The 23330-nt window shown below is 41.1% G+C and carries 19 protein-coding genes; 16 read left to right on the top strand and 3 right to left on the bottom strand.

Annotation, left to right across the window (positions count from 1 at the left end; genetic code table 11):
* Positions 1–24: 24 nt before the first annotated feature.
* The 3 genes from AB8P51_RS10940 to AB8P51_RS10930 all read right to left on the bottom strand — a co-directional run bounded on the left by AB8P51_RS10940 (position 25) and on the right by AB8P51_RS10930 (position 5899).
* Complete coding sequence (locus AB8P51_RS10940; protein ID WP_369748871.1) at positions 25–1410, bottom strand: hypothetical protein; 1386 nt, start codon at positions 1408–1410, stop codon at positions 25–27.
* On the bottom strand, positions 1380–4643 hold the full coding sequence (locus tag AB8P51_RS10935; RefSeq protein ID WP_369748870.1) for a SusC/RagA family TonB-linked outer membrane protein: 3264 nt from the start codon (positions 4641–4643) through the stop codon (positions 1380–1382). Before AB8P51_RS10935 ends, AB8P51_RS10940 begins: the two co-directional genes overlap by 31 nt.
* A gap of 101 nt (positions 4644–4744) precedes the next feature.
* Positions 4745–5899, bottom strand: a complete 1155-nt coding sequence (locus tag AB8P51_RS10930) for a FecR family protein (RefSeq protein WP_369748869.1) — start codon at positions 5897–5899, stop codon at positions 4745–4747.
* 115 nt (positions 5900–6014) lie between these two features.
* On the opposite strand from AB8P51_RS10930, the gene AB8P51_RS10925 reads away from it, so the two are divergent.
* The 16 genes from AB8P51_RS10925 (at position 6015) to AB8P51_RS10850 (ending at position 23166) form a co-directional block, all read left to right on the top strand.
* Positions 6015–6599, top strand: coding sequence for an RNA polymerase sigma factor (locus AB8P51_RS10925; protein ID WP_369748868.1), 585 nt, complete (start codon positions 6015–6017; stop codon positions 6597–6599).
* Between the two features lie 766 nt (positions 6600–7365).
* Positions 7366–7746, top strand: a complete 381-nt coding sequence (locus AB8P51_RS10920; protein ID WP_369748867.1) for a hypothetical protein — start codon at positions 7366–7368, stop codon at positions 7744–7746.
* Positions 7747–7852: 106 nt separating this feature from the next.
* Entirely contained in the window at positions 7853–11692 is a 3840-nt protein-coding gene (locus AB8P51_RS10915; protein WP_369748866.1) for an efflux RND transporter permease subunit, read from the top strand.
* Positions 11685–12950, top strand: a complete 1266-nt coding sequence (locus tag AB8P51_RS10910) for a TolC family protein (protein WP_369748865.1) — start codon at positions 11685–11687, stop codon at positions 12948–12950. The genes AB8P51_RS10915 and AB8P51_RS10910 overlap by 8 nt, the downstream gene beginning before the upstream one ends.
* An 18-nt stretch (positions 12951–12968) precedes the next feature.
* The gene (locus AB8P51_RS10905; RefSeq protein ID WP_369748864.1) at positions 12969–14831 is read left to right on the top strand and encodes an efflux RND transporter periplasmic adaptor subunit; all 1863 of its coding nucleotides are present in this window, start codon (positions 12969–12971) and stop codon (positions 14829–14831) included.
* A 23-nt stretch (positions 14832–14854) separates the two neighbouring features.
* Positions 14855–15310: a hypothetical protein gene (locus AB8P51_RS10900; RefSeq protein WP_369748863.1), complete on the top strand. Its 456-nt coding sequence runs from the start codon at positions 14855–14857 to the stop codon at positions 15308–15310.
* Between the two features lie 120 nt (positions 15311–15430).
* Entirely contained in the window at positions 15431–15610 is a 180-nt protein-coding gene (locus tag AB8P51_RS10895) for a hypothetical protein (RefSeq protein WP_369748862.1), read from the top strand.
* Positions 15611–15860: 250 nt separating this feature from the next.
* Positions 15861–18278 carry a multicopper oxidase domain-containing protein gene (locus tag AB8P51_RS10890; RefSeq protein ID WP_369748861.1) on the top strand — a complete coding sequence of 806 codons (2418 nt, stop codon included), beginning with the start codon at positions 15861–15863 and terminating at the stop codon, positions 18276–18278.
* A gap of 3 nt (positions 18279–18281) precedes the next feature.
* Positions 18282–19589 carry an APC family permease gene (locus AB8P51_RS10885; RefSeq protein WP_272650999.1) on the top strand — a complete coding sequence of 436 codons (1308 nt, stop codon included), beginning with the start codon at positions 18282–18284 and terminating at the stop codon, positions 19587–19589.
* Between the two features lie 33 nt (positions 19590–19622).
* The gene (locus tag AB8P51_RS10880; protein ID WP_369748860.1) at positions 19623–20183 is read left to right on the top strand and encodes a hypothetical protein; all 561 of its coding nucleotides are present in this window, start codon (positions 19623–19625) and stop codon (positions 20181–20183) included.
* A gap of 58 nt (positions 20184–20241) precedes the next feature.
* A complete protein-coding gene (locus tag AB8P51_RS10875; protein WP_369748859.1) occupies positions 20242–20433 on the top strand; it encodes an SHOCT domain-containing protein in 192 nt (63 codons plus the stop codon).
* Positions 20434–20437: 4 nt separating this feature from the next.
* Positions 20438–20827 carry a DUF302 domain-containing protein gene (locus AB8P51_RS10870; RefSeq protein WP_369749155.1) on the top strand — a complete coding sequence of 130 codons (390 nt, stop codon included), beginning with the start codon at positions 20438–20440 and terminating at the stop codon, positions 20825–20827.
* Positions 20828–20845: 18 nt separating this feature from the next.
* Positions 20846–21475: a DUF3347 domain-containing protein gene (locus AB8P51_RS10865; protein WP_369748858.1), complete on the top strand. Its 630-nt coding sequence runs from the start codon at positions 20846–20848 to the stop codon at positions 21473–21475.
* Positions 21476–21928: a heme-binding domain-containing protein gene (locus tag AB8P51_RS10860; RefSeq protein ID WP_369748857.1), complete on the top strand. Its 453-nt coding sequence runs from the start codon at positions 21476–21478 to the stop codon at positions 21926–21928.
* 24 nt (positions 21929–21952) lie between these two features.
* Entirely contained in the window at positions 21953–22474 is a 522-nt protein-coding gene (locus AB8P51_RS10855; protein ID WP_369748856.1) for a DUF3347 domain-containing protein, read from the top strand.
* A 152-nt stretch (positions 22475–22626) separates the two neighbouring features.
* Positions 22627–23166: a hypothetical protein gene (locus AB8P51_RS10850; protein ID WP_369748855.1), complete on the top strand. Its 540-nt coding sequence runs from the start codon at positions 22627–22629 to the stop codon at positions 23164–23166.
* The last annotated feature ends 164 nt before the right edge of the window (positions 23167–23330 follow it).

Here is a 23330-nt window from a genome sequence, read left to right as displayed (position 1 = left end):
TCCCACTAATTTTTAGTAATCAATTTAATCTAAACATCCAACATAGTTGGGGTTGTTCGATTCAGACTGTGGCACGGGGAATTTCAGGTTCGAACTGTATTCACCGCCTTTGAAATAATCCCCCCAAGGAAAAACATCTGAGGGAGCCATGCCATAAACATCGATAAGCCTTCTCAGATCACCTTGTCGGTGACAGGTACTGAACAACCAAAAGGCACGTTCTGAAAAATGAGCCAACAACAGGTCTTCGCCGCTCATTCCTGTTAGATCTAAATCTGATAGACCCATTGTAGCGCGAAGTAGATTATGAATTTCTTGCACGAATCCAGCATCATCCGCATTGGCAGCTGCTTCCGCTTCGATTAACCTTGCCTCGATACCTGAGGCCAGGGCAACCGGCACACTTGATGAATTGAACTTCAACTGGTTGTAATAGAGCGTAATATCATCTTGGCCAAATTCTGTTCCCCCATCCCAAGGAACCCTTGGATCCATATCGGATCGGTACATCAAACCATTACCACCTTTGCCATCTGCTATTGAAAATTGACGTCGAACAGTAGTCATGATGTAAATTCCGTTTTCCTGTCTTCGACTGTTGTCTGAATGTTCAATGTTGTAAACAAAATCAGTAGGCACTGTTGCAACTGCATTGGCGGCATCTTCAATCTGGCCAAGCCCTAACAATGCACGTGCCTTACCCACCTGTGCTAAGTTGGCTAATTTATTGTTACCGCTGGCATTGGCAATAGCTTGGTCGAACCAGCCTACAGCACCAGAGAACATTTCTTCTTTGCTCAGTGGTTCGCCGAAAATAAGCTCACCGCTATCAGCAGGAGCCTTACTAAAAGGAATCCCACCACAGAAAGTCTCAGCGAACAACACATAAGAATATCCAACGATACTTTGCATTTCACTTTCAATTTCAGCGTCACCGCCAAAATCTGCAAGAAGGCCAATAGTCGTCTCTGCTCCGGCTCTTGCCAAATGAAGATTTCCATATATCCTGTTCATATCAAAGTTGATGTCCTGAAGGTTTCGGGTATCAGCCTCTCGCCTGGTGGGAAAGGTGCCTGAATAATCATATTCATCAGCCATAAGTCCGCTCATAACAATCAGGCCAGTGGTAGCACCATGCCCGGCAGCTGATCCGCTCATGGCAACGGCAAGATCACTCAAAGAACCAGCTCGGAGGGTCTGTAAGCCAGCCTCACTATCAAGCGCCTCTGGTGTCACTATGTCTGGATCGGTAACCTCAACTATTGAATCGCATGATATTCCTAACGATACAAATAATATTAGAACAAGTACATTGAACACTAATTTGCATAGGGTTACTTTTATTTTTAATAGCTCTTTCATTTTCTTTTGATTTTTTATTAGAATGAAAAGTTCAATCTTGCTTTCCAAGTTCGTATAGGGGGTTGGCTAAGAAACTCTTCAGTAGTAAAGTTGGCCTGCCCTTCAGAACTTATTTCAGGGTCAAGCCCAGTATAATCGGTCCAAACACCTAGATTCTGTCCAGAAAGAGTCAGGCTGATCCGTTCAAAACCAAGTTTTTCCGAAAAACTGGTGGGGGTATTATAAGTCAATGAGATTTCCCGGAGCCTCCAAAACGAAGCATCTTCGATATACCCTGCATTAGTTCCCAAAAATTTCGATGCCACTGCCCTTGCTTGATCGGCCAGTGAAGCATTTGGGTCGTTCAGTTCACGGTTATTGCTGTTACCGTTTCTCCATGCTCCAGTGTTGTTGTACAGCTCTTGCCCCCCCCGGTAGTTTAATAGCCCTTTGATGACGAATTGATTTTCAAAAAAGCTTAAAATAGGTGTGAAGGAAATATCGGTAGTTGCGAACGGCGTACCTAAATATGTTGTTTCTCCTATCTGTACCTCATCTTGCCCGATGAAACCATCACCATTGGCGTCATTGAAAGTATACGTTTCATCCCAATAGCCACCAAGGGGGTATCCTTCAACATGACGTTGCTGTCCAAATATGACAGGCTGGATGCCCTCACCCAGTTCAATCAGCTCGTTATCGATAAAAGAACCCACGAAATCCAGTCCAAAGAAAAACTTGTCGGTCTCGATGATTCTGGTATTTAGCGCTATTTCAACGCCTGAGTTTTTTACGGACCCCAAATTTTCAAAACGTCCCTCACCCACTCCAAGAGATAAGGGTAATTGCCTAAAAATAAGGGCGTCTTCGGTTCGCTTATTAAAATAGGTCATTTCAAAGCCGATTTTATCGGACAATAATTTGGCATCAAAGCCCAATTCAAGCTCCCTGGACTGCTCTGGGCTTAAATCTTCATTGCCCACACTGCCTATCGTAACGCCTGTAACGCTCTGGCCATCCAATGTGGCCGCTATGGGATTAAAAAACCTTAGTGCATCATTGGTGCCGGGTTGCACCCCAGATGCACCCCAAGCACCCCTGAGTCGCAACGAGCTAATACCGAACTTCTCTGAGTCATTGAAGAATTCTTCTTCAGATATGAGCCATGAAGCACTTACTTTTGGGTAAAACACCGAATTGAACGATGCCCCAAAAGAACTACCTCGATCTGCTCTTACGGCCCCCGTTACGAAAAATTTGTCCTTGAAACTGATTTGCTCTTCTAAGAAGACCCCTACAGTGCGTGACTCGATGGTCTGCTCGTTGCTTTGGGTAACCGCTGCACCTGCAATTGAATTACTACCAGCAACCAATTGTAAACCGGTTGTAAAAGTTCCTTGGGAAAGGTTTTGCAAATATTGGAACCCAAGAGAGGTACGTGAGTTGATGTTTTCAGTAAGATCGGTTTTATATGAGCCTACTGCGTCCAAAGTATAGACAAAGTCATTAAACCTATTTGAGAATCGTGCCCCTTCATCATAATTAAGAAAGTCTGGTGCTTCGCCGGTAGGGAAGAACTGGCTGTCCCAGCGCGAAGTGAAGTCAAGTCCGCCTGCTACCCTGACATTTAATTTTTCGTCGGGTTGCCAAAGTGCTTCAATACCTGTGGTAAAACGATTTATTCTTTGACGAGTGTCAATGGTAAAAAGTTCTTCTGGCGTGAATTCGCCCCATCCATTGTTGATGTCAATTGATGGTGTGCCGTTCAGTCCCTGCCCCATTAGACCCAAAGCGAAATTATCGTTCAAGGGTAGTTCAAGATCGCTATTTGTATAGCCAGTACTTAAATTAACCCTCAGGCTTTCTGTGATCTTTGATCCAAAATTTCCTCTGAAATTTGTTCTTTGAATATTGTTGACAGGTAGTACTCCTTGACCGTCGGTTATGCTTCCTGAAAGAAAATAGGAAAGTGATTCAGATCCCCCAGAGACACTCAAGCCACCACCATAGGACTGACCGGTGCGAAAGGGTGAAGTACGCGGATCGTTCAATGCTTGGAAAGAATTTAGGGCGCTATGGACAAAGGTGCCTTCGGCCGCCTCAAAATTAAAACCAGGATTGCCTTCTGCATCAAGTGCTTGGTAGTTTCTAGGATAGGTGGTCACATCTTCGACCAAACCACTTTCTAGAAATGCCGACCACCTTGGTTCTCCTTGTTTCCCTTTTTTAGTAGTAATTCTGATGACCCCATTCGCGGCTATGGAACCATAGAGTGTGGCTGCTGAGGGTCCTTTGATGATTTCAATCGACTCAATATCTTCAGGATTTATATCATTCAGACGTGAAGGTGACTGTCCACCAGTTTCGAACGAAATTGAATTTGCCTCATTGTTTAGTAACACTCCATCAATGTAAATTACCGGTTCATTTGACAAAGATGCACTATTGGAGCCCCTGATTCTGATACGAGACCCCATGCCCGTTGAACCCCCACTACTGGATATTTGGACACCGCTGGCCTGACCTTGCAATAGGTCGGATACATTTGCGATTGGGCGTTGTTTTACGTCATCGGCAACATTGAGATTGGCAATTGAATTCCCCATCTCGACTTTTCGGCGCACGCCTGTAGCGGTAACTATTACCTCGTTCAAATCCATCAAATCAGGCTTCATGACTACGTTGATGACCGTTTCTTGTGCTACTGGTACCTCATGTTTGGTGAAACCAATGTAAGAGAATTCAAGAATGTCCCCTTCTGAAACCTCAATTTTAAATTGCCCGTCAAAATTGGTAGAAACTCCTTTTGTGGACCCCTTAACCAATATACTTACACCGCCCAAGGGCACATTTTGCTGATCGGTAACGGTTCCTGTTATTGTAATGGACTGCTGCAAGATAGTGGGATTAGAAAATACTTGGGCTTTATGCGTTGATTTGGATTTTTTATCCCTTTCCAACAAAATGATCAGTTTTCGTCTTATCTCATAGGATACATCGGTTTCTTCTAGAATGAGGTCCAAAAGAGTTTCTATTTTTACCTTATCAACACTGACAGAAACCCTTTTGTAGATGTCAAGGGCCGAATTTTTATAAAGGATATTGAAGTCCGTCTTTTTTTCTATTTCATGGAAGATGGATTCTATGGTTGCGTTTTCCATATTCATTGAAATTTTCCCTTTTTGGGAATACGCATTCTTGGCACTAAGTTGAAATAGGGCAACGAGTAAAAACAATGCGGTTATCTTCATTTTCAGGTCTATTTTTATCGTAAAATAGCTTCTACATAGTGTGTTTTTCATACTTTTGAGAGAGTTTAGAAATTGGATATTAAGTTTTTAAATTCATTTGGAATCCAGGGATTGTTACCGCAATCCCTGATTCTTTTGTTTATTTCATTTGTCTACTTTTTAGGGTTTATTTCTATTTCGTTATTGGAACTTGAGTACTCAAATTCTTTTATACGTTGGAACGCTTGTAGCACCTCGTCTATGGTTTCGGTCTTAAATCTTCCCGTATATCTTTCTTGGCCCACTTCTATATCTTTAATATTAATTTCTATATCATAATGTCTTTCAAGCTTTTTGGTAATTCGATAAAAGTCCTCGTTTTTAAATAACAATATCCCATCCTTCCATGCGATGTGGCTGCTAACATCAACATCAGACACGGCCAGATTTGTGCTGGAGAGGGAATATGAAGCCATTTGATGCGGCTTCAAAACTATAGCCTGATTATCAGGATTTCCCCCTTGATTTACAGCTACACTGCCTTCTACCAAAACAACCTTTGCATATTCATCGTCAGCGTAATTCGAAATATTGAATTCGGTGCCCAAAACCTTGGTGCCCAACAAACCTGCGTCCACCGAGAAAGGTCTTAGGGAGTCTGACTTGACGGTAAAGTAGGCCTCCCCCCTTAAGACCACGTTCCGAGGTCCTTCATTGTAGAAAACCACAGGATATTTCAAGGACGATCCTGAGTTCAAGTATACCTCGGTACCATCAGACAATACTATCTTGAATTTCTTACCATAAGGAACTTCCATAGTATTGTAGACCAACGGCCCTAAATTTTTATAGGTTTTCGCCGATTTTTTTTTGTAAATGATTTTGCTTCCTTCCTGCTCGGCCACATACGCACCGGAGCTGGAGATCACTTCCGAAGTTTTGGTTTCCAAAATTTCCTTGGTGGACCCATCACTCAAAGTAATAGTTATTTGCTTTTGGGGTAAATCTTTGTCCACAAACACCCCCCAATAAAAAAAAGTACCGACCGTAGTAACACCTATGAAGACAGCGGCATATTTTAGTACATTGAACCTTCGACTTCTTCTTTCCCTAGTCACGAACTGTTCAAAATTGTTCAACAAATCCCTTTTCAGGCGTTCCGCTTTTTTTTCCTCAAAAAGCCCTGTAACCAAATGGTGCAGTTTAATCTCTTCTTGAAAGCTGGCCTTGTTGTTATTGACCCATTTCGTTAAAAATTCAATTTCTTCAAAAGTGGCCGTATTACTCAGGAATTTATGAATGATGTTTTTGATATTCCTTTTTTTCATTATGAATTATTAAGATAATGCCAAATGCATACTAACTAAACGACCGAACTTTACAATACCCTCGCTTTTATTTACATTTACCTAAAATTTTGATAAATTTTTGTTAAAATAGTTTATGAATTCAAATGATCGAAACGTAAATGTTGATGTTAATGCAATCCGAAATGGGGACAAAGCGGCATTTAGGACGGTCATTGATCTGTACTACAAAGAAGTATATTGGTATGCCAAAAGTTTAGGCCGTGATGACACTTTGGCAAAGGACCTTACCCAAGAAACATTTTTTAACCTATGGAATAAAAGGGACAAGTTAAGCGATGGAGTGGTGATAAAGGGATGGCTATACAAATCTGTTCGCAACAAGTTCCTGGACCACGTGAAAAAATACAGGAAAGAGACTTATTTATTGGAAACCACTTTTGTTGAGACACTCGATACTGTAGCCCGGTCCGAAAACCAGGAAATTTTAAAACGTAAAATAGAAATGATTAATAAGGAGATTCAAAACCTCCCTAATAAATGCTCTAAAGTATTTTTGTTGAGTAAAAAGGAAGGATTGACAAATATTGAAATTGCAGAATACTTGGGAGTTTCCCTTAAAACTGTAGAAGGCCATCTTACCAAGGCTCTTAAAATGTTGCGGAAACAACTTATGGAAAAGATGCAGTTTTTATTTATTCTAGTGCGAAAGATTAGATAATAATATCATATGTTTTTTATCAGCCCACGAATACGAAGATTATGAAAACGTAGTCTTGAACCTCGGCTCTTTACACGATTTGAAAAGTGATTTTAAAACTATGGGCTAACCAATCAACAATGAATATCTCTTTCCGTTCAACTTAAATGACGGCCTTCGGTAAAGTTCAATACCTTTGAAGAAATCAAGAAAGAATTTGGCTTTAAGTTAAAAAAAAGGATGCTATACTGGCTGTTCTTTAATTTTTGTCAAACCAACGATGTTTATCCCAAGTTTATGCTGACGAATTGACCATAGAATATCGCACTATATCCAGAGGTCTGTATCAAAAGGTTACGCTGGACCAAACTTTCATAGGGTATATCAGAAAAAGTAATGTAAGGACCACCGATACCCTAAAAATGGATGGGGAAAAGATGAATGCGAATAGTTTATTTGACCGACCATTTAAAACTGAAGGATCGCCCTTATATAAAAGCTTCTTCTGAAATGCTAAAATATGAGCGGGCGGCACATGCAAAATTAAAAATTATTTTCATGGGCAAGGTCTATGAATCAAGCAGTTTCGATCATGGAGACCCTCCAGTGGCCATAAGAGTACTGGTCGGTTTCATCACAAATATTAGGGCATTTGACTAGTTTGGTACAGTCAAATATTCATTCTGGAAATATTCTAAATTTCTGTTAAACAACGTTCTAATGTTAAAAATTTTGTAGTTTTGTCATTGAAGTGAAGAAATTTCTTTTCAAAATATCATCTTTTCTAATGGCACTGGTCGTGCTGTTCTCTACCTTTTCCTTTGCGGTGGAGCAACATTATTGTTGTGATGTTTTGGTAGATTTTTCCTTCTTCGGCGAGGCTGAATCTTGTGACATGGACGGTCAAAATATGATGTATTCCGATGCATCCAGTTTATCAAAAAAAGATTGCTGTGATGATGAATTACTTGCCGTCGATGGACAGGACAAGTTAAATATATCTTTTGAAAATCTGAACTTTGAGCAGTTACAGTTCTTTGCTTCCTTTGTATTTTCCTACCTCAATCTTTTTGAAGGGTTAACCGAGAATATAGTTTCTTTTAGTGATTACCCTCCACCATTGTTGGTCAAGGATATTTTGATCCTAGACCAGACTTTCCTTATTTGATTTTTAAATAGTTGAATTCATAGCCCTGCGATCAATCGTTTTGGGCTAAATCCATTTTTTGTTGAATTTTTCAATACAAGTTTCAATTATTTAATAATCCATTATCATGCTAAATAGAACGATCCGTTATTTTCTTGAGAATAAGCTGATAACATTTATGCTCCTCTTTGCCTTTATATTTGGAGGAATCGTAACTGCCCCGTTTAACTGGGAACTGTCTTGGATGGACCGGAGCCCAGTACCTGTCGATGCCATTCCCGATATAGGCGAGAACCAGCAAATTGTGTTTACGGAATGGATGGGGCAATCACCACAGGACATAGAAGACCAGGTTACCTATCCGCTTACAACGGCCTTGCTCGGTATTCCGGGGGTAAAGACCATCCGGAGCAATTCCATTTTTGGCCTTTCAAGTATATATATCATTTTCAACGATGATGTGGACTTTTACTGGAGTCGGACCCGGATATTGGAAAAACTGAACTCGCTTCCTCCGGGTACCGTACCCAATGAAGTAACACCTGCCTTGGGACCAGACGCCACGGCCCTTGGTCAAGTATACTGGTACACTTTGGAGGGTAGAGACCCCAAAACCGGAAAACCTACAGGCGGATGGGACCCTCAAGAACTAAGAACGATCCAGGATTTTTATGTTCGCTATTACCTTACTGCGGCCAGCGGTGTCTCGGAGGTGGCCTCCATCGGCGGCTTCTTAAAGGAGTATCAGGTTGAAATCGATCCCGATGCCATGAAGGCCAACAATGTCGATGTGGGGATGATCATGAACGCTGTAAAAAACAGTAACCTTGATATCGGTGCCAGAACTTTGGAGTTTAACAGGGCCGAGTATCTGGTTCGGGGTTTGGGGTATATCAAAAACCTGTCCGATCTTGAGGAAAGTGTTGTCTCTGTTCGGGACAATGTTCCCATACGTCTAAAAGATGTTGCCAAAATACAATTTGGACCAGCAGGACGAAGGGGAGGTCTTGACAAAAGCGGTGTCGAGGCAGTAGGTGGGGTCGTTGTTGCCAGATATGGGGCAAACCCCCAGGAGGTAATCCACAACCTTAAGGATAAAATCGAAGAGGTAGCTCCCGGTCTGCCATCAAAAACCCTGGCGGATGGTACGGTTTCAAAAATAACCATAGTTCCCTTTTATGATCGATCGGGGCTGATCCAAGAAACTCTGGGAACTTTGGAATTGGCCCTTTCCCATGAAATATTGATTAGTATTCTGGTGGTGATCGTACTGGTACTTAATCTCAGGGCATCAGTATTGATTTCCAGTATATTGCCCGTGGGCGTATTGATGACGTTTATCCTGATGAAATATTTTAATGTGGACGCCAATATTGTGGCTCTTTCTGGTATAGCCATTGCGATTGGTGTAATGATCGATGTCGGAATAGTCTTTACCGAGAATATAGTCAGGCATTTAGAAATGCCTGAAAACCACGGAGCCAAGGGCAAGAGGTTGGTTCAAATTATCTATGTGGCCACCGTGGAGGTAGCAACGGCGGTAATTACGGCGCTCGCAACTACGGTCGTGAGTTTTTTGCCGGTCTTTGCGATGCAGGCCGCGGAGGGAAAATTGTTCAGTCCCTTGGCATGGACTAAAACCTTCGCCTTGGTGTCAGCATTGTTCATTGGAATCATGTTCATACCCGCTATGGCAAAAGTTCTGTTTTCGATTAGACTAGATACAAAGAGAACAAGCAGAATATTCAATGCCATCTTAATCGGTTTTGGGCTTGTTTCCCTTATTGCATACAGCAGTTTCCTTTCAATAGCCCTTATTGCGGTCGGTATAAATAATTTGCTTACCCAAGTCCCGAACTGGAACGGGTTTAAAGGGAAAGTCAGATTACCCTATTCCGAAAAACTGGCCAATTACATAAATATTGCCATAGCCATCATTGTTTTGGTGTACCTATTGACCATCGAATGGATGCCTTTGGGTGTCGCAAACTCAACATTTGTCAACTTCATATTTGTGGTCTTCGTAATAGGATTGGTACTGGGGGCACTAATGGCAATAGTGCATTTCTATAAAGGAATATTGATCTGGTGTTTGAACAATAAATGGAAGTTTTTGTTTATCCCCATTTTGGTCGTTTTCCTGGGGATGAACATTTGGTTAGGGTTTGGGCAAATCCTTGGTTTTATGCCTGAATTTGCCAAAAATAATGTTGTTTGGAATAAATTGGACGAAACATTCCCTGGACTGGGCAAAGAGTTTATGCCGGCACTTGACGAGGGTTCTTTCCTATTAATGCCGACCACCATGCCACACTCCAGTATTACCGAAAATATGGAGGTCATTGCAACAGTTGACAAACATTTGAACTCCATACCGGAAATCGCATCTGCCGTGGGCAAATGGGGTCGTGTAAATTCTGCATTGGACCCTGCACCCACCTCCATGTACGAAAACACCATCAACTATCTACCTGAATACATTTTGGACGAGGATGGCCATCGTATGCGCTTTAAGGTAAACGATGATGAAGCCTTTGTCCTGAAAGATGGTTCCACCTATAAATACGGGGAAGATGAATTCAGAAGAATTGGTGTTGAACAACTCATTGAAGATGAGGATGGAGAAAATTTCAGGCAATGGCGGGAAAAGATCAAGAAGCCAGACGACATCTGGAACGAAATTGTGGAGCATTCCAAATTTCCCGGGCTTACGTCGGCACCTAAACTCCAGCCCATCCAAACGAGATTGATCATGCTGTCAACAGGCATGCGGGCACCGATGGGCATTAAGGTATTTGGACCTACTTTGGAGGTTATCGAAAAAGTAGGTTTTGAACTGGAGAATATCTTAAAGGAAGTCCCCAGTGTAAATCCACCAACGGTTTTTGCCGATAGGGTCGTTGGCAAACCTTATTTGGAAATGAAGTTGAACAGACGGGCGATGTCGCGATATGGATTGACAATCAAAGACATGCAAATGCAACTGTCCGTGGCCATCGGAGGTAGACAATTGTCCACTACCGTAGAGGGTAGGGAGCGGTTCCCCGTTAGGGTTCGCTATGCTCGTGAGTTTAGGGACAATCCGGACGACTTAAAGAAAATTCTGATCCCCACACCTGCAGGTGTTCAGGTTGAACTGGGAGAATTAGCGGATATAGAATACGTACGAGGACCTCAGGTTATTAAAAGTGAGGACACCTTTTTAACGGGCTATGTTATATTCGATATGAAAGACGGGTATGCGGAAACCAATGTGGTCGAGGATGCCCAGGCCCTGATCGAAGCAAAAATGGAAAGTGGAGAGTTCCAATTGCCTGCCGGGGTAACTTATCGTTTTACGGGTAACTATGAAAATCAGATAAGGGCCTCAAAACGGTTAATGATCGTAGTGCCTATTTCATTGATTGTTATCTTATTGATATTGTATTTCCAGTTTAAATCCATAACCCCGGCCTTAATGGTGTTTACGGGGATATTTGTGGCTTTTGCAGGTGGTTTTATCATGATTTGGCTATACGGTCAGGATTGGTTCTTGAACTTCGGTATTGCCGGGGTGGATATGCGGAACCTGTTCCAGCTTCACACCATAAATCTGAGCGTTGCCGTTTGGGTCGGTTTTATAGCACTATTTGGCATCGCTACCGATGATGGTGTCATTATGGGTACCTATCTGATGCAGACCTTTGAAAAGGAGAAGCCCAAAACCATACAGGAAATAAGGACTTCCGTTCTGCACGCTGGTTCCAAAAGAGTCCGTCCGGCAATGATGACGGCGGCCACGGCAATTATTGCCCTGATCCCTGTACTTACGGCTACCGGTAAAGGTTCCGACGTGGTTATCCCTATGGCCATTCCGACCTTCGGCGGCATGTTATTGCAGGTAATGACCATGTTCGTTGTACCGGTATTGTACAGTATGTGGAAAGAGAAAAAATTAAAAAAACAATTAAAAGAAATCGATGCTTAGCGTAACGAAGATATTTTCAAAAAGGGATACTATTGTTTTCTTGGTATTCGTATTAATGATGGGATCCCACCTTTTTGGTCAGGCTGACCTTGATGGGTATCTAAAATTTGCGGCCGAGAACAACCCCGGACTAAAGGCAAAGTTCAATGACTATATGGCCGCGATGGAGAAAGTGCCCCAAGTGGGAGCCTTGCCCGATCCAAGTATAGCATTTGGCTATTTCATACAACCGGTAGAAACAAGGGTCGGTCCCCAGGAATGGCGTTTCAACCTGGCACAAAGTTTTCCATGGTTTGGCCTATTGGGCGCCAGGGAGGATGTGACCACGGAATTGGCCAACGCCAAATATGAGGATTTTGAGAACACAAAATCCAATCTCTTCTTTGAGGTCAGGACAGCCTACTATAATTATTATTTTATCGAAAAGGCCATTGAGATCACTCAGGAGAACATGGAAATCCTCAGGATCTTCAAGAATTTATCCTTGGTGAAAATAGAGGCGGGAAACGCTTCTGTTGTGGATGAGCTCAGGGTAGAACTGGAATTGAACGACCTTGAGAACCAATTGGCCCTGTTCCAAGATACGAAGTACGCTTTACAGGTAAAATTCAATAATTTGTTGAATACGGATGAACACGCAGCGATAGCCGTACCGGCCACCTTGTGGCAAGAAGAGCTGCCTGAGGGCCAATTGGATATCATTGATGAGATTTATGCGTCCAATCACCAATTGAAGGCTATTGAACACCGGATGAACGCCTTTGTAAATCAAGAGGTAGTGGCAAAAAAAGAGGGTTTGCCCAAATTCAATGTAGGATTGAGCTACACCATTGTTGGTGAAAACCCCTTGTCAACGGCCACGGACAATGGGCAAGATGCCTTTTTGTTCCCGTCAGTCGGCATTTCCATACCCCTGTACCGTAAAAAGTACAAGGCCATGGTCAATGAAGCTCAATATTTACAGGAAGGTGAGACCTTAAGAAAGGAAGACAAAAAAAACAGTCTCAATACCATTTACGAGAACACCTCCAAGGACTTCAACGACGGAGACCGAAGAATAGCCTTGAACAATAGGCAATCGAAAATCGCCAAAAAGGTATTGGACATACTCATTACTTCCTATTCCACGGATTCCGAGGATTTTGAAGAGGTCCTACGAATAGAAAGGCAATTGTTGCAATATGAACTGGCCTATCAAAAGGCATTGACGGATAAAAATGCCGCAGTGGCATTCATAAATTACTTACTAGGAAATTAAACGCTAAAAAAACAGGACATGAAATACATTCAGAAATACAAAAATTATATAATCGCTGCCGGCATTCTGATTGTTGGTATACTTATAGGGAATATTTTTTCGGGAGGAGGTTCCGAGGGTTCCCATAAAGATGGCGAACATGAATATGTCCAGGATCCGGAGACTCAAGTATGGACCTGCTCCATGCATCCACAGATTAAAATGGAAAAACCCGGTAATTGCCCCATTTGCGGTATGGAACTGATTCCATTAGAAGAAGGATCCAACAGTTCTTCTGAAAGTATTGCGTCCAATGAAATTGTGATGACGGAAGAAGCCATACAATTGGCGAACATACAGACCACGGTCGTTAAAGAGTCCGATGCTGCAAAAGAGATTCATTTATTGGGCCGGGTAAAACCGGACGAGCGACTTTTATTTTCCCAAGTATCACATATTCCTGGCAGGATAGAGCGTTTATACTTGAACTTTACAGGGGAAAAAGTATATGCGGGTCAAAAGATAGTACGCATTTATTCCCCAGAACTGATCTCCGCACAAAAAGAACTCTTTGAGACCATAAAATCCAAGGATGTGTATCCCCAACTTTATAAGGCTTCAAGAAACAAACTGAAGCTTTGGAAGCTGTCGGATGCCCAAATCGAGGCCATTGAAAAATCCGGAAAGGTTCAGGAGCAGATAGATATTTTGTCCGACCATTCAGGTTACGTCATGCAAAGAAACGTCGAACTGGGAAATTACATCATGGAAGGACAGACGCTGTTCGAGATTGCCAACTTGAGTACGGTCTGGGTTATGTTCGAAGCCTATGAATCTGATATTCCTTGGATCGACATCAATGACAAGGTAACTTTCACGATACAGGCACTCCCCGGAAAAACCTTTACTGGAAAAGTCACCTATGTCGACCCCTTTGTTTCTTCCAGCACCCGAGTAGCCAAAGTAAGGGTAGAAGTAAAAAACCCTAATAATAAATTATTGCCCGAAATGTATGCCAATGGTCTTATAGCGGCAGAGATGTCGGATGTTAAAGACGCTATAATTATACCAAAATCGGCGGTACTCTGGACCGGTAAACGCGCCGTTGTATATGTTAAGGTACCCCATGAAAGAACCATATCGTTCTTATTCAGGGAAATTGAACTGGGGGCGGACATGGGCGATTATTATATCGTTGAATCCGGATTGGAAGCAGGTGAAGTAGTTGCCACCAACGGGGTCTTTAGAATTGATGCTTCTGCCCAGTTGGTTGGCCAAAAAAGTATGATGAATCCCGAGGGTGGAGTCGTAATGACCGGACATAACCATGGGGGAATGGATATGGGTGATGGAGTTGACAAGAAGGGAGCCATGACAGATGATAACACTTTGGACCATTCCAAAATGGAGGCCGAAACGGACCATACGGCTATGGAAAAGCGCCTAAAGGTCTCCGGAACATTTAAGGAGCAATTGGCAAAGGTGTTCGATACCTATATAAGCCTTAAGAATGCCCTTGCAGAGGATGATGAGGATATGGCGAAAAAGCAGGCCAACGGACTCTTGACTTCCCTGAAGAAAGTCGATATGAAATTATTGACCGATGATGAAGCTCACAATCATTGGATGACAATCTCTAATGAAGTAAAAAGTTCTTCGGAATCAATTAGCGAAACATCGGATATTGAAAAACAAAGAGGACATTTTAAACACTTATCGGCACATTTATCAAAAGGTGTCAGGCTGTTCGGGGTCAACCAAAAGGTTTATGAGAATTTCTGCCCAATGGCCGACAATAACAAAGGCGCCTATTGGCTTAGTTTGAACGAAAAGATAAAAAACCCCTACATGGGGAGTAAGATGTTGACCTGTGGCACAACGGAATCGACCATAGATCAATAAGTTTTTAACATAAACCAAAAGTCATGATAAAACATGTAATTGTTATTGTATTTGCGGGCTTTGCCCTAATGGGCTGTAAAACTGAGGCTAAGAAAACAAAGATTACTGAGGCCCCAATGCCGGCAAGGGCCGAGATCAAGGTGGAAGAGGTGCAACCTAAGATGGAGATTACCAAAAATTATCAGGTAGGCTCCCAAGTGCCCAATGAACTGGTTTGTATGGTAAACGATGCCTATATGGGCAAGTTGCAGATGCCGGTTCCCGTCAACGGGAAGACCTATTATGGCTGTTGCCAAATGTGTGTTAAGACCTTGAACGAAAATGAACAAGCAAGAACGGGCATCGACCCATTTAGCAATCAAAAGGTCGATAAGACCGAAGCGTTCATCGTAGTAATGGCAGTCGACGGCAAAGTGGCCTACTTTGAGTCAGAGGAGAGTTTTTTAAAGTTCAAGAAGCGCAATCGAATGACGCATTAAGGCAACTCTATATAACAAATGGATAAATGTTATCTCGATTACTTGCTTAGTTAAACTTGCAAAAAAATGATAATAAAGTTGATTTCAAAATGACTTTAGAAGAAAATAAATATTGAAGTGATGGATATGTACTTGTGGGCATTGGGCATAGGTATTTTGGTATTCGCACTATCATTGATAGTGGGAAGACGAAAGAGTTGGTTAAACCACTATCGAAGGGGAAAGGCTTATGATGGGGATAGGCCCACCGATACAGGAATTGGAAGATCTGCGAATCAGGGCGATCCCGACAGTGGCTGACATTTTACTGAGAAAGATTAAAAGCAATCTGTGTGCCTTATAGAATGGAAGAAGATGGAAAAAAAGAGTTGAATGACGATTGAATACCTAAAATTGATTTGTTCCAAAATTGATTGTACAATTTCTTAATTGAAGGCCACTATCCATTCTAAACGGTATAAGCACAAGTATAAACCGATGTGGTCAACGAACAAACTTGGTAAAGCGTAATTTGAGACCGAACGATTAATACAAAATATACACAATAACAATGAGAATATTAAATATTATCATACTACTATTTACCTCAATCACATTTGCCCAAGTCGGAACAAACGGAGAAGACAGAAATGAAGAAGGGCGTCCCGTAAAAGAGTATAACCTTACCCTAGAACAAAAGGAGATGACCCTTGGAGGCGTAACGGCCAATGGAATGACTATAAATGGTAGTATTCCTGGCCCTACGTTAGAATTTAATGAAGGAGACCTTGCTATAATCAATGTAACCAATAAAATGGACAAAGAAACTTCAGTGCATTGGCACGGATTAATACTTCCAAATTTCTATGACGGTGTACCCTATTTAACTACACCACCAATTGAACCTGGTAAGACATTTCAGTATAGAATTCCTATTAACCAATCGGGTACGTATTGGTATCATTCCCATACAATGTTGCAGGAGCAAAAGGGAGTTTATGGTTCCATAGTCATTCATCCAAAAGAAAAGACATTGGATTATGACAAAGATTTGGTTGTAGTGTTATCTGACTGGACCAATGAAAAACCTATGAACGTTTTGCGTAACCTTAAAAGGGGTAACGAATGGTACCAAGTTAAAAAAGGTACTGCAGTGCCATTAAGTAGAGTCATAAAAGAAGGTGCATTGGGAGCTCAATTTAAGTTTTGGCGCGATAGAATGGAAGGTGCCGATATTGCAGACGTCTATTATCCTGCTTTTTTGTCCAACGGTAAAAAACTAGCAGAGTACCCAAATTTTCAACCCGGTGAAAAAGTAAGGCTTCGCTTTATTAACGCCGCAGCATCTACCTATTATTGGATGGATTTTGGAGGAGGCAGCCCAATGGTTGTCTCAAGTGATGGTATAGATGTGGAACCTATATCCAAAAGCCGATTTCTTTTCGGCATTGCGGAGACCTACGATGTTATCGTTACCATCCCCGAAGGCACATTAGAAATTACTGCTACAGCCCAAGATGGTTCCGGACATACTACCGTGCGTTTAGGGCAAGGTATACTTTATCCTGCAAAACCGATTGACAGACCGGACAAAGTGGCAATGATGAAGCAAATGGCAAAAATGGATATGAAGATGGGCGCGCCCGCAATGGTAGGAAATCAAAAGAAAAAAACACCAGAGTTTTTGATGCAGAAATATGGAATGAAGATGGATATGAAAGATGAACAGATGAACATGGATATGCCCGATAAGATGTCCATGAAAGATGGTGCAATGAAAAAGCAAATGGATATGAACATGAAGATGGATGAGAAAATGCCCATGAACGACGGCAATATGAATATGGACAATACGATGGTAATGAAAAAGGATTCTATGCCAATGAACCATAATAAAACAATGGACAAAATGAATGACCACATGAATCACGATATGTCCAAAATGCAAAAAGACAGTTCCGTTTTCGATTACAGTACCCGTAAAACCTATTTCAACTATGATTTTTTAAAGGCAAGAGAAAAAACCACATATGAAGCAGATTTACCTGTTAATGACATTTTGCTTAATCTGACAGGAAATATGCAACGCTATGTTTGGAGTATGAACGGCGTGCCCTTATCAGAAACTGATAAAATAAAAATCAAAAGTGGAGAGGTCACAAGAATTACCTTGAACAACCTTACTATGATGCACCATCCAATGCATTTACACGGACATTACTTTAGGGTAATCAACGAAAACGGGGAACGCTCGCCCTTAAAACATACTGTTAATGTACCACCGATGCAAAAAGTGGTCATCGAATTTTATAACGAAGAATATGGTGACTGGTTCTTTCATTGTCACGTATTATATCATATGATGGGCGGTATGGCACGCGTATTTAGTTATGATACACCAAGGGATGAAAGAATGAAGGATTATCCAGTTCAAAAACTAATTGACGAGACAGACCACTATTATTCTTGGGGAGCTGCGCGTGTAGGTTCAAACTTTAATGAGCTTTTTTTGATGTCTAGCAACATCCGAAATGAATTTGGACTACGTGGCGAGTTTGATTATAACCAAAATGCCGAGATAGAAGTGAACTACAATCGATACCTTAATGATTGGGTACGCCTGTATGCAGGGGTAAATACCGAAACTTCTACACCAGATTCTTACGATACATTTAATACCGTTGGATTGGTTGGGATTAAATACTTTACGCCTTACAGATTTAATGTAGATGTGAGTATGGACCATCAACTGCGCCCAAGAATACGTTTGGATAGAGAACTATTGATTTTTCCAAGAATTTTTTTGGAAGGAGAATATGAGTACAGAGCGGATTTTGGTTGGGTCAATGATTTGGAAAACAATAAATCTTTTGAAAGTGAAACCCAATGGCTGGTAGGGCTGGCATACATCGTTTCCAGAAACTTTTCCATACAAGGAAATTACAATAATCGTTATGGCTGGGGTGGCGGTCTGTTAGTTAGATTTTAAGAAATGGCACAATACAAGAAAAATAGTTTGAGTTTAACCGGAGCGGTGTCGCTTGGTACAGGTGTTATGATAGGTGCAGGAATATTTGCCTTATTAGGACAGGTAGCTGAGTTATCAGGGCAATGGTTTCCGTATGCTTTTCTTGTAGGTGCTATCATTTCAGGATTTAGTGCATATACGTATGTGAAACTTTCCAATGCGTATCCATCTGCTGGCGGTATTGCTACCTATCTAAAAAAGATATATGGTAAAGGTGCGGTTACAGCTTCAGGAGCGTTGCTAATGGCACTTTCAATGGTCATCAATGAAAGTTTGGTAGCACGTACATTTGGTTCGTACACGCTTCAGTTATTTGATATTAATGACAATAGTGTTTGGGTACCAATACTTGGGGTATTGCTATTAATCGTTGCTTTTTTAATTAATATTTCTGGCAATACTATTATCGGTAAATCATCCTTTGCGATGGCAGTCTTAAAAATTGGAGGGATAGCAATATTTGCTATTGGTGGATTATGGGCGGCAGGATTTTCATTTTCTGAAGTTGTCCCTTCAGAGAGTTTGAAGGAATACCCTATTACCAATTATTTAGGAGCCTTGGCCCTTTCAATCTTAGCTTATAAGGGCTTTACTACGATTACAAATAGTGGTGAAGAAATCACCAATCCCAATAAAAATGTAGGACGTGCTATAATTCTATCACTTGCTATCTGTACCGTGGTATATCTACTTGTTGCATTTGCTGTTTCTTCTAATCTTACTATTGAAGAGATAATCAAAGCTAAGGACTATTCTTTGGCCGAGGCATCAAGGCCGGCTTTCGGAAAGTACGGATTGTGGTTCACCGTGGGTATTGCAATCATAGCTACTATCTCAGGAGTGGTGGCAAGCATTTTTGCAGTGTCAAGGATGACTACAATGCTAACTCAGATGAATCTAATTCCCCATAAACATTTTGGGTTACCAGGTAAGTTGCAAAAACATATGCTCATTTATACTGTGGTATTGGCACTCACAATGACCATTCTTTTTGACCTTACAAGAATTGCATCATTAGGTGCTATTTTCTATCTAATTATGGATATAGGAATTCATTGGGGCGTACTTAAAAATATGAGAAAAGACATAAACGCCCGTGTCTCTATTCTATATACTGCAATATTATTGGATTGTATTGTTTTGGCCGCATTCTTATGGATAAAGGCTTCTAGTGACCTATTGGTCGTAATTGTAGCTGCAATACTGATGGTATTGATTTTTTTAGGTGAAAAATGGTTCCTGAAAAATAAAAGTGAAGAAAAAGAAAAATAGATAGACGATTTATACATTTTAAAAAATAATAAAATGAAAACAACAGTAAAACTTTTGATGGTAATTGGAATACTAGGAACAGTAATAAGTTGCAAATCAACTTTCAATGCTTCCGAGACAATGCAGGTCGAGGAAAACAGGAATGCCATTTACCAAGAGATTATCTCGAACCCTGTTCAGTTCACAAATTTCATTAGCGAGGCACGAAAGAATGAAGATGCTAAAAAGATATTGATGAAGACTCATATGGAACAGATGGAGTCGGGAAATATGAAAATGATGATGGACAAGAATCCGGAAATGAAAGAAAAAATGCAGGCCCATATGCAGCAAATGATGGACAAGAACCCTGAAATGAAAAAAAAGATGCATTCCAAAATGCTGGATAAAATGATGGAAAGCGAAAAGGGCCGCAAGATGATGATGGAAAAAATGCACAATAATGAAATGATGAAAAAGGAAATGAAGGAAAGAATGAAAAAAATGATGGAAGAGAATCCGGAAATGATGGAAGAAATGATGCAGAAGATGATGGAAAAAAATCCAGAAATGATGCAAAAAATGAAAGATAAAATGAAGAACAAGAAGCAGTAAAAGAAAAAATACGACCGATAATGAGAACAGTTTATGTAACAATTAAAAAGATACAGTTATGATGATGTGGTGGTGGATACTGATACCGGTTATTTTGATATTGGCCCTATTCCTTTTCAGAGGAGGAAGTCCGCGAAGCTCTAAAAACAAGGAAAATCCTATGGATATCCTAGACAACCGTTTCGCAAAGGGCGAAATATCAAAAGAGGAATACGAAGAACAAAAACGAACGATTAACTCTAAAAACTAAAATGATGAAGTATTATTTCAATAAAACGCTGAACGAAGACTTTGACAAAGTAATCGAAAAGGTTACCGAGGAACTAAAAAACGAAGGTTTTGGTATTCTGACCGAAATCGATGTGAAGGAGACCTTGAAAAAGAAACTGGATGTCGATTTCAAGAAGTACAAAATACTCGGTGCCTGTAACCCGCCTTATGCACACAAAGCATTGGAGGCCGAAGATAAGATAGGCACTATGCTACCGTGTAACGTTATCGTGCAGGAAATAGAGGAAGGTACGGTAGAAGTTGCCGCAGTAAACCCGATGGCCTCGATGCAAGCTGTCCATAACGAAAATTTGGGCAAAGTAGCGGAAGACATAACCGAAAAGTTGAGAAACGTCATCAATAACCTTTATTAATCATAAATCAAATCAGAAATGAAAAAAGCAAACGTAACAACTGGAATTTTGGCCATGGGAATTATAGCCCTAACGGTCACATCTTGTAAAGACAAGAAAAAAGAGCAAGAAAGCCAAGAAGGCGAACATACCGAACAAATGGAAGACAGTGGCCACATGGATGGCACCATGGAAGACCATTCACAAATGGATCATGATAACATGAATCATGATGAAATGGCAATGATGTCATCGGAAGTCATCGCGGACTACCTTACGCTCAAAAACGCCCTTGTATCAGATGATAAAGACGGTGCAGCAACGGCAGGGGAAAAGCTGGAGGGTAGCCTTAAGGACTTTGACACGAGCAAATTTTCAGACGAACAACAGGCCGAATTAACAGACATTATTGAAGATGCCACAGAACATGCGGAACATATCGCCAAAAGCGACATAGGGCACCAACGTGAGCACTTTGATATCTTGAGCAAAGATGTAATTGACCTTTTGGCCATAACAGGTTCGGAAAGAACACTTTACCAAGCCTATTGCCCAATGTACAACAATAATAAGGGAGCACGATGGTTAAGTGCCACTGAAGAAATCAAGAATCCTTATTACGGAAGCAAAATGATGACCTGTGGTAGTGTACAAAAGCAGATCAATTAAGTGAAGGCGGTAAAGACTACAGGATGGATTTTGCTGGTTGCGTTGGTGGGCATCCAATTTGTTCCCACCGAACACAATAAAAGCGATGTGGTACCGAAAACGGATTTTATGGTCGTAAACGAGGTGCCAAAAAATATCGAGAACATCATCAAAACCTCTTGTTATGACTGCCATAGCAACAATACAGATTATCCCTGGTACAATAGGGTACAACCGGTCGCTTGGTTTTTGGAAGGCCATATAGAAAATGGCAAGGAAGAATTGAACTTTAACGAATGGGACACCTATTCGGGCCGAAGGAAGAAAAGCAAGTTAAGGTCCATCATCAGCCAGATCAAGGAAGATGAAATGCCCCTTGCATCTTACACCCTTATCCATAGGGATGCAAAACTTTCAGATACTGAAAAGAAAACTGTATTGGACTGGGTGTCAAAACTAAAGGATAGTTTATAGTTGGATAACTTAAAAATGATAACAATGAAAAATTTGAAAAACGGGATTTCAGCCCTACTGGTACTGACCTTTACTTTTTCTTACGCACAGGAAAAGATTAAGTTGAACCATGACCATAGTAAGATGGAAATGAAACAAACTCCACTTGAATTCAGTAATGAAAATCTGGCCAATGCCTATGAACATTATGAGCACATTAAAAATGATTTGGTCGGTTCAAATCCGGGCGATGCACAAAAGGGAGCGGTAATGTTGAATGAAGCACTAGAAAAAGTCGAGGGTTCCGATGCTGCATTAGTGGCCTCGCAAAAGATCGCTTCTTCCGATAATTTAGACAGACAACGAAAGACTTTTTCCGACTTGAGCAATGAAATGGAAAACCTGTTGAGAGGAACTATTACATCTGGTAAGCTCTATAAGGATTTCTGCCCCATGGCCTTGAAGGGTGGTGCCTACTGGTTATCCGCTATTGAGGACATCCGCAACCCATATTATGGAGCTAAAATGCTCAGTTGTGGAAAAGTGACTGAGGTATTGGAAAAGTAAAACCTAAAGGGGGGAGTTGATTTAGTTAATGGTTAGTGTTTAATATACCTCCCCTTTTCAGGTAACAATAATTAGTTATTAAAATCATTGTGTGATTTTAAGGGTTTTGAAAATCATACGCCCTTATAAATAAGAACGTAAGTAGAACTTGAATGGAAGAATTAAGCCCTGGCATTTTCGTTGTTCCTACCATAGCGTTGACTTTGGTTATTTTGGGCTATCTACATTTTGCCAAACGGGTAGCGGATAGACGAAACTATAGGAGGTTCATAGTTGTTGTGGCAGTAACAGCATTTGCCTTGAATTTTGTATGGGAGCTAGTACAAGGCCCACTGTATGAAGGGTTCGAATACGATTTGAAACATATTTCCTTTTGCGCCTTGGCATCTGTTGCTGATATGTTGATGGTGTTTATACTATTCTTTGTCTTCGGACTGATTCATAAAAACGTGTTTTGGATTACAAATACGGATGTGAACGTAGTATTGCTTTTGGCTTTTGTCGGATTTTCGGGTGCGATACTGGCAGAAGTTTTACATACCATGCGAGGCGACTGGTCATACACTGAGACAATGCCGTTGCTACCAGTAGTCGATGTGGGTATTTCGCCAGTACTGCAGTTTACAATTTTACCATGGCTGATTTTTTTGATTAGTATAAAGTTATTTGAGAAGAGAATGAAAGTAGAGTAAAGTTTTGGGTACGGTAGGGGAGTGCTTTAATACAATAGTTATTTAATCATTCTCATTTCCGTCCAAACAATAATAAAGGACAAAGTCCTGTTTTGGGAAGGGATTGTTAGTTAATGGTTTGTCTTTAGAACCCTTCCCTTGACAGGCACAATATAGAGAATTAC

The sequence above is a fragment of the Muriicola sp. SD30 genome, assembly GCF_041205185.1.
In the GTDB taxonomy this organism is placed as follows: Bacteria; Bacteroidota; Bacteroidia; order Flavobacteriales; family Flavobacteriaceae; genus Muriicola.
This window is presented reverse-complemented; position numbering and strand designations above follow the sequence as displayed.

Excerpts from the sequence above, each read along its gene's own strand:
- AB8P51_RS10885 (WP_272650999.1), top strand. The coding sequence starts at position 18,282 with ATGGCACAATACAAGAAAAATAGTTTGAGTTTAACCGGAGCGGTGTCG.
- AB8P51_RS10935 (WP_369748870.1), bottom strand. The coding sequence starts at position 4,643 with ATGAAAAACACACTATGTAGAAGCTATTTTACGATAAAAATAGACCTG.
- AB8P51_RS10900 (WP_369748863.1), top strand. The coding sequence starts at position 14,855 with ATGATAAAACATGTAATTGTTATTGTATTTGCGGGCTTTGCCCTAATG.
- AB8P51_RS10910 (WP_369748865.1), top strand. The coding sequence starts at position 11,685 with ATGCTTAGCGTAACGAAGATATTTTCAAAAAGGGATACTATTGTTTTC.
- AB8P51_RS10875 (WP_369748859.1), top strand. The coding sequence starts at position 20,242 with ATGATGATGTGGTGGTGGATACTGATACCGGTTATTTTGATATTGGCC.
- AB8P51_RS10870 (WP_369749155.1), top strand. The coding sequence starts at position 20,438 with ATGAAGTATTATTTCAATAAAACGCTGAACGAAGACTTTGACAAAGTA.
- AB8P51_RS10925 (WP_369748868.1), top strand. The coding sequence starts at position 6,015 with ATGAATTCAAATGATCGAAACGTAAATGTTGATGTTAATGCAATCCGA.
- AB8P51_RS10920 (WP_369748867.1), top strand. The coding sequence starts at position 7,366 with ATGGCACTGGTCGTGCTGTTCTCTACCTTTTCCTTTGCGGTGGAGCAA.
- AB8P51_RS10855 (WP_369748856.1), top strand. The coding sequence starts at position 21,953 with ATGAAAAATTTGAAAAACGGGATTTCAGCCCTACTGGTACTGACCTTT.
- AB8P51_RS10890 (WP_369748861.1), top strand. The coding sequence starts at position 15,861 with ATGAGAATATTAAATATTATCATACTACTATTTACCTCAATCACATTT.
- AB8P51_RS10930 (WP_369748869.1), bottom strand. The coding sequence starts at position 5,899 with ATGAAAAAAAGGAATATCAAAAACATCATTCATAAATTCCTGAGTAAT.
- AB8P51_RS10880 (WP_369748860.1), top strand. The coding sequence starts at position 19,623 with ATGAAAACAACAGTAAAACTTTTGATGGTAATTGGAATACTAGGAACA.
- AB8P51_RS10895 (WP_369748862.1), top strand. The coding sequence starts at position 15,431 with ATGGATATGTACTTGTGGGCATTGGGCATAGGTATTTTGGTATTCGCA.
- AB8P51_RS10915 (WP_369748866.1), top strand. The coding sequence starts at position 7,853 with ATGCTAAATAGAACGATCCGTTATTTTCTTGAGAATAAGCTGATAACA.
- AB8P51_RS10905 (WP_369748864.1), top strand. The coding sequence starts at position 12,969 with ATGAAATACATTCAGAAATACAAAAATTATATAATCGCTGCCGGCATT.
- AB8P51_RS10865 (WP_369748858.1), top strand. The coding sequence starts at position 20,846 with ATGAAAAAAGCAAACGTAACAACTGGAATTTTGGCCATGGGAATTATA.
- AB8P51_RS10850 (WP_369748855.1), top strand. The coding sequence starts at position 22,627 with ATGGAAGAATTAAGCCCTGGCATTTTCGTTGTTCCTACCATAGCGTTG.